8 protein-coding genes are annotated in these 7,651 nt (G+C 29.3%); all 8 read right to left on the bottom strand.

Annotation, left to right across the window (positions count from 1 at the left end; translation table 11 throughout):
• Positions 1 to 125: 125 nt before the first annotated feature.
• Positions 126 to 1,928 (bottom strand): tetratricopeptide repeat protein, encoded by a 1,803-nt coding sequence (locus tag ACI313_RS05165; protein WP_320608142.1) that lies wholly within the window; start codon positions 1,926 to 1,928, stop codon positions 126 to 128.
• A gap of 209 nt (positions 1,929 to 2,137) precedes the next feature.
• A complete protein-coding gene (locus tag ACI313_RS05160; protein ID WP_439755468.1) occupies positions 2,138 to 2,641 on the bottom strand; it encodes a flavodoxin in 504 nt (167 codons plus the stop codon).
• A 2-nt stretch (positions 2,642 to 2,643) separates the two neighbouring features.
• Complete coding sequence (locus ACI313_RS05155) at positions 2,644 to 3,180, bottom strand: flavodoxin family protein (RefSeq protein ID WP_320608144.1); 537 nt, start codon at positions 3,178 to 3,180, stop codon at positions 2,644 to 2,646.
• The gene (locus ACI313_RS05150; protein WP_439755467.1) at positions 3,180 to 3,572 is read right to left on the bottom strand and encodes a MerR family transcriptional regulator; all 393 of its coding nucleotides are present in this window, start codon (positions 3,570 to 3,572) and stop codon (positions 3,180 to 3,182) included. The genes ACI313_RS05155 and ACI313_RS05150 overlap by 1 nt, the downstream gene beginning before the upstream one ends.
• A 150-nt stretch (positions 3,573 to 3,722) precedes the next feature.
• Complete coding sequence (locus ACI313_RS05145) at positions 3,723 to 4,523, bottom strand: ATP-binding protein (RefSeq protein WP_320608146.1); 801 nt, start codon at positions 4,521 to 4,523, stop codon at positions 3,723 to 3,725.
• Positions 4,504 to 4,821 (bottom strand): AlbA family DNA-binding domain-containing protein, encoded by a 318-nt coding sequence (locus ACI313_RS05140; RefSeq protein ID WP_407066612.1) that lies wholly within the window; start codon positions 4,819 to 4,821, stop codon positions 4,504 to 4,506. The genes ACI313_RS05145 and ACI313_RS05140 overlap by 20 nt, the downstream gene beginning before the upstream one ends.
• 187 nt (positions 4,822 to 5,008) lie before the next feature.
• On the bottom strand, positions 5,009 to 6,229 hold the full coding sequence (locus tag ACI313_RS05135) for an ATP-binding protein (protein ID WP_439755466.1): 1,221 nt from the start codon (positions 6,227 to 6,229) through the stop codon (positions 5,009 to 5,011).
• A gap of 169 nt (positions 6,230 to 6,398) precedes the next feature.
• On the bottom strand, positions 6,399 to 7,445 hold the full coding sequence (locus ACI313_RS05130) for a Fic family protein (RefSeq protein WP_320608148.1): 1,047 nt from the start codon (positions 7,443 to 7,445) through the stop codon (positions 6,399 to 6,401).
• Positions 7,446 to 7,651: the final 206 nt, after the last annotated feature.

The following is a 7,651-nucleotide window of genomic DNA, read 5'->3' as shown; positions in this document are numbered from 1 at the left end:
CAATAATATCAGAATTTAAAAAGACTGTCGACCACTTTGTCAACAGTCTGAAAGGCACAGTACTTGCTGTGCCTTTATAATAGTTTAGTAATAAAACTTACTTTTTTATAAAAAACTCTAGTTTCCTAGAGCTTTTGTACGTGTTTATATTTATCAATTGGCATAGAAACATCATATTCTGACTTTTCTATGACCCTACAAACCTTTACTTCTTTATCATCAACAAGAACAATATCTCCTACTTGTACTACATCATCACTGATATAAGTATATGTTTTATTATCATCAAATGATACTTCTACAAAAGTATATGTTTGTTCTTGATGAGGATTTGTGAAAACAAATTGGGCATCAATTTCTCCTAAATAATTTCCATATAAATAAAAACTATTGAAATTAATTTCATCAAAAATAAAAGTATCTTCTTTTAATTCCACACTCAATTCATTAATATTCTTTAATTCTAAAGTTATTTCATCTAATACGTCACAATAATGCATTTCTGGAATTGTGACTAATAAATTCATGTGTTCGCCGTCTCTTTGTACAATTTTTATTTTTAATAGTGTTTTATCATTTGAAGAAATCACTTTAGCTTCATAGAAATAACCTTTACTATAATCGGTATTCACTAATTGTCCAATTAAATCCGTTTGATAGCTTTTATGTTTCTTTTGACAGTTAATTTTATCAATCATACGATCAATCGAATGATCTAAAGAAGTGGCAATACTATAGTCTCCATATTGATCTACCTCTTCCATACGCTTACGAAGAGCGAATCGTGCTTGTAGATAAAAATCCAATGCTAAGCGATAATCATAGTCTTGATCCTTTTCCATATAAGATCCAAGTCGAAAAGCTACATCGGCAAAGCGACTATCATATTCTTCTGTTAATATATTTTTAATGGTTTCATTATAGAGTTCATTATACATATGTAAAGCTAGACGACGATTTTGTTTCACGCCATATCCATTTAAAAACATATCCGCTAATTTATATCTCGATTCATATACATATCCAGCCGATCCAATGGAAAAATAATAAAAAGCTTTATCATATTCAGGAATACCATTATTACATCTTCCATAGTAATACATATAACCAAGGGTATTAGCTATATATGGATCACATTCCATATCCATTAGCTTCAATAAACAAGACATTGATTCTTGCCAATCTTGTTCATATATCCCATTTCCGTTTCCATAACAAGCATAGGCCTTTAATTCCAACATATCTTTATCATTTTGTTCACAGTATTCATCTACGAATTGTTTATATAACTTTTTATGTTCTTCATCAATTGAACATTTATTATGATTCCAATACGAAATATAAGAACGCTTTTCATAATCCGAGTAATTTCCATTTAAATGAGATTCAATGTTTTTAATATTATTGCGAATAATTTCACCAATATTACCTGTATCACTACTATACCAATCCAAAATATTAGAAATCATATTATATAGAAATTCATTTTCAGTAGGAATCCCTTCATATGTAAATTCTTGGTCCTCACCAAGATTTGATAATAAATTTTCATACAACTCATCACAAACCACAATACACCATTCTATGATTTCCCCTGGATTACAGTTTTGAAGATTTTTACACGCAATTAATAAATCTTCTAGTGTAAAATCATAGACATATTCACTTGTGAACCGGCCAAAGGATGCATCGGGTATATAGTCTTTTATATCGTTCATGTGTCTAGCAATCGAAATTAATTGTTCACGATCCAATCGTACTTCTTCTACTTTTTCCCATCCATTTAAATCTTCATCTAATAAAAATTCTTTTCCATCTTCTAAAGAAATAAAACGAAGCTTATTATTTTCATCTTTTCCAAAATAACGAGCATATTCCCAATTTCCATTTACTTTTCTTTTAATTACATCATAATCCATTAAATCCATAGTTTTTTTCCTTCTTGTTATTCATTTTTCTTGAGGGACATTGAAGGATACCTTGAGGGACACCTCTAAGATATCTATAACTTACTTTTCTTCATTATATCATTTCACCAAATAAAAAGGCATCCACTTGGATACCTATTCACTTTCATATGATGTCTTATTTCTATGATTCACATCACTCAATAATTCAAAATATAGGATATTTGAATTTATATGTTTATCCATCTTTCTATTAAATCCAAACTATCATCCACATTTGATCCTACAATTGCTAAACCTTTATTGACCTTGGCATGCGTAATCTTTTTAATAACATTTTCCGTATTCGATAGTCCACTTCCTTCATGAGTACAAAAAGGATGAATGATTTTATCTTTAAAATCAAAAGATTCTAAAAACGTATACACGGCCATAGGCATTGTTGACCAATAATTGGGATAACCCAAATAAATTTCATCGTACTGTTCAACACTATTTAATGGATTAGTTAACTCTGGTCTCGTATTGTTCTTTTTATCTTCTTTGGCTTGAACAATACAAGTATTATAGTCAGATGCATATGGATATTTTTGTTCAATTTTATATAAATCCGCACCCATTAAATTTGATATCATCTTAGCTACTTTTTCGGTATTTCCTACTTTAATTGTCTGTAACTTTCCACTAAAATAATTCTCATCAGCTCGGGAATAATACGCTACTAATTTCGTCATATTTACACTTGTTTCCCCATTTCATAGGCTTCTTGTAGTTTCGAATTATTTTTTATTTCATTTGGACTTGTCACATTTCCACAGAACACAACTTCCTTTAAAGAAACACCATCAAAACAATCAATCCATCCTTGTAGTCCATTCACAGCTTTTTCATAAACATAGTCTCCATCCTCTGTAGCTGTTGCGAGAAAGTAAACATCTTTAAAGTGATAGTGTTTGGAATACATTGGATTTAGACGATCAATTAATGTTTTCATTTGCCCTGACATTTCATAGTAATAAATAGGAGTGGCCCAAACTACAACATCCGCTTTCAATACTTTTTCCATGATTTCACTGACATCATCTTGAATGACACAACTTCCACTACTTTGACAAGAAAGACAACCAAGACAAAAGCCAATATTTTTACCACGAAGAGATATAAATTCTACTTGATTACCCGCTTCTTTAGCTCCTTTTTCAAATTGTTTAGCCAACGCATCCGAGTTACTATTTGTTCGTAAACTCGTTGATATTACAACTACATTTTTCATTATTCCATCTCCTCCTTTTTATCCCATACTAAAATTCCGGTTTTACATGCTTCTTCATACTTCGCAATTTTATAATTCAATCGTTCTAATTCATCGTCGTATTTCTTTTTCGCTATTTCGACTTCTTTTCTCGCTTCTTTTAATAAATCACATCTTTGTTTAAAGGTTTCATCTCCCATTTGAAACAATCGTACATATTCAACAATCATTTCTACCGGAACTCCAGCACTTCGCATACAAATCGCATTTTCAACCCATTTCAAATCATCTTGGGTATAATTACGAATTCCACTACTTGTTCTTGTGACCTTAGGAATGACTCCTACTCTTTCATAATAACGAAGCGTGTCGGCACTAATACCATATTTTTCACAGACTTCTTTAATTGTCATTGTTTCCTCTCCTATATTTCTTTAAAGTCATTGTACAACTTGAAGTTGACTCAAAGTCAATATATGTTTTTTTATTTAGTCAAATAAAAAGAAGAACAAAATTTCACGTTCTTCTTAATTGTTAAAAAATAATATTTTAGATGAAATAACTCATTTTTTAATAAAATAACCACCTGTCTTTTTAGATCCTCTATGTTCAATATATGAAGAAATTTTACGCTTTATAGAATTTCGAATTTGATCTGCACTTGCTTCTATATTTTTTTCTAATAATTTTGCTTGAATTTGCATAACTTTTATTCCCGGATTTTGTTTTATTATTCTTAATATATCCAAGTCAAAATTATTTATTTGGTCATTTATTTGGTCATTTATATCAAAGTTTAAATTAGGCAATGTCACATAGAAAAAGTTATCTGTCGCCTCAAATATTGGTTTTTTATCATAATCTTTATATGCATCAAGAGTTCTTGGAATTCCTGTTCCAAAATTTTCAATTAATCCTAATTTGTCAAAAATATTTACCAATTTATGATTTCTATAAGTTTGTGTTCCTTTCATAATCTCTTCCATAGACGCATTAAAAATTCCACCCGGACTTGTAATCTTGCATTTATCTTCAAAAAATTCAACCTCTATGTTAGACCTTATAAAATAGTCAGCATGTATAAATGCATTTAAAATCATTTCTCTAAGAGAAGCACCAGGATATGAAACAACCTCATTTCTTACAAATGTTTTCGTATTAATAATTGCAGAAACATCGTTTAATCGATCTGCTTGTTCTTTAACATTATAGAATAACTCTATTAACGAGCCAGTAAACTGTTTTTTTATTTTAAAGTTTCTATTTCGATCATATTCAGCTACTTTTACCGTAACATCCGATTGATCTGATAAAATAAAAGCAAGATTAGTATATTTATCTTTACTATTTAAAAGTCCAATCATTTGCTTTTCTTATGCTTCTTCCAACTCTTTTATATACACCAGCTGGCTTAGGTCCTTTTTCACGTAAATAATATGGCTTATCTTTCCCTTCTTTTATTTCAATCACCAAGACACCGTCATCATTAAAATAGTATTTTATTAAATGTGAAGGTAAAGGATAAATTGTATCTTGTAGCCAATTCGCAATCTTAGTATCAATAAAATCTTGATCTAATTTTAAAAAAGGTTCATATATATTCCCGTCATCTTCAACACCAATAATTATTTTTCCATCCATAGTATTTAAAAAAGCTACAATTTCACATTTAACAACATCTGTTAATTCTCTTTTTAATTCTACATTAACTGTTTCCTTATACTTAAAAGACTCCTTTTATTTGGTCATATATATAATAATATTATATATCAAAGACCATTTAAATTAAATTGGTGATATGCGATACCTATATAAAAATCATAGGCTTTTCACCTATGACTTATTGCCTTTATTCCTCTAATAACCAATCTATCGCATTCACAACTTCTATTCCATCATAATTACCTAGTGTAAACTTATCCAATGTCAAAACTATTTTACGATAGTTGTCTTTGATAGATTTCAATGGAGCAAGTTCTCTATCAAATGTTGTTTGATCCATCATATTTGCTGTTACTTGAAAATAATTAATTTCATCATTTTTCTGTGCGACAAAATCAATTTCAGATGTATCTGTTTTTCCTACACAAACTCTGTAGCCTCTTCGAAGCAGTTCAAAATAAACTATATTTTCTAGCGAAAATCCTAAGTCATATCTTTCTTTAGGTAACATATAATTTCTTAATCCTAAATCAACGATATACCATTTATTTAATGTTTTTAAAATCTTTTTCCCTGAAATATCAAATCGTTCTACCGGATAAAAAATAAACGCCTCCTGTAAAGCTTCCATATAATCATCAACCGTTGATGCTGACACTTTTCTACCACTTGAAGTTAGATACCCTGTTACATTCTTAACCGATATAATACTACCAACTGTACTTGCCAAATACCTCGCAATTGTTTTCAATAAAACAATATTAGTAATTTTCCTTTTGTTTGGATCTAAATATTTTTTATTTTCTCTTTCTTCTATGTCTTTTACAATGACCGTATTATAAATCCCTTCTAAATACATATTCAATTGTTCGTCATTTAATGGCATATTCATCAAATAAGGAAAACCACCATATTTTAAATACTCATTGAAAGCTTCTTCTTTGTTTCCACTTTTTACTTCATAAAATTCTTTAAACGATAAAGGAAGCATAGATATTTCAACATAACGCCCAGATAACAAAGTAGATAAATCAGAAGAAAGCATATATGCATTTGATCCCGTGATATAAACATCTACATTATTTTTAATATATAAACTATCAACTGCTTTTTCAAAACTAGGAACTTTTTGAATTTCATCTAAGAATATATACATTTTTTTATCAGGAATAATCTTATTTTCTACATATTCATATAATGCTCTATAATCTAACAACTCTTCAAATTTTAAATCTTCAAAATTAATTGAAATAATTTGTTCCTCCATCACATTATTATCTCTTAAATAATCTTGATATTGTTTCAATAAAGTTGACTTACCACATCTTCTGATTCCAGTTACAACTTTAATAACATCGTGATCTTTCCAAGAAATAAGTTTGTTTAAGTATTTTTTTCGAATAATCATGAAGAATCACCTCACCTAGAATATACCAAAATCCAAGTATTGTATCAATAAAAATCCCGATTTCGGTATTTTATTCTTATTTTTAAGAGTTTGTTCCGATTTCGGATTTTTATCAATAAAAAAAGAAGAACAAAATATTCATGTTCTTCTTGGTATACTTCATTTCTTTTTAATCCCGCCGATAATAATAAGTTGATCTTCCTCCGCCAACTTTTGCGATTCTTCCTTCGTCACATAATTTTTTTAGACTACTTTCAACAGAGGCTTTACTGATTTCAGGACAAAGTTCCATAATATCACTCTTAGTAAATGTACCTATTTTGGAATAAACTGCTTTTTCAACCATTTCTTTGGATGTTACTTTATTGCCAACTATATTCACTCTTTCTTCAAAATCACGATAGGCCGCAAGTATTACACCTAACATATATTTAATAAAAGGTGTATCATCATTCGCATTTTCATGCCAATTTTCGCTTGATTTTGACAAAGCATCATAATATTCTTCCTTCGTGATTTCGATTTTCTTTTCTATCGAGATATATTTACCTACAACATATCCACTTTTATATAAAAGTAGAGTTGTCAATAATCGGCTCATTCTTCCATTTCCATCATTAAATGGATGAATGCACAAAAAATCATGAATGAATATTGGTATTGCGATTAATGGTTCAATATTGTATCGTTCAATTGCTTTATTGTATTCATCACACAATCTCTCAACAGCATATGGTGTTTCAAATGGTTCTAAGGGTTTGAAGATGCAAACAATCTTCCCATCTGGATATTTGGCATCGATTTCGTTAGAAACATCTTTATATTTTCCAGCGAAACTTTGATTTGAAAAACTATACAACATTTTATGAAGTTGAAGAATATAATTTGATCGAATTGGCACATATTCATAACTTTCATGTATGATATTTAATACATTTCTATAACCAATAATTTCTTCTTCACTGCGATTTCTAGGATTCACTTTTTCATTCATTAACGCATTAAGTCTTGCATTGGTAGTACGAATTCCTTCAATCGCATTGGAACTTTCTGTACTTTGTCTTTTAGCTATCTCAACTAATTTTTCTAGTTCATCCGGCTTTTGTTGCAGATACAATTGTTGCCTACCTTTATATTCATGAATTTGGGCAATATAGCTTATTATTTCGTGATCAAATTTTCTTTCAACTAATTTTGAATAATCAAACCATTTCATATAATTAATCTCCAATCTATTTACATCATAAACCATTCAGCATAATTAATCACCTAATTTCATTTATATTTTAGGAGATTAATTATACAATTAGGAGATTAAAAAAAATGCTCTGATTCACTTCCTAAGTGAAATTCAGAGCGTTTTAAAATTATGTGAGTACCCATCTGATGACCCCATTCAATAAGTAGACATAATTAATGTCA

This window comes from Floccifex sp. (assembly GCF_051873495.1).
Classification (GTDB): domain Bacteria; phylum Bacillota_I; class Bacilli_A; order Erysipelotrichales; family Erysipelotrichaceae; genus Floccifex.
Note: the sequence above shows the minus strand (reverse complement) of the source record. Positions and strands in the feature narration are given on the sequence as shown.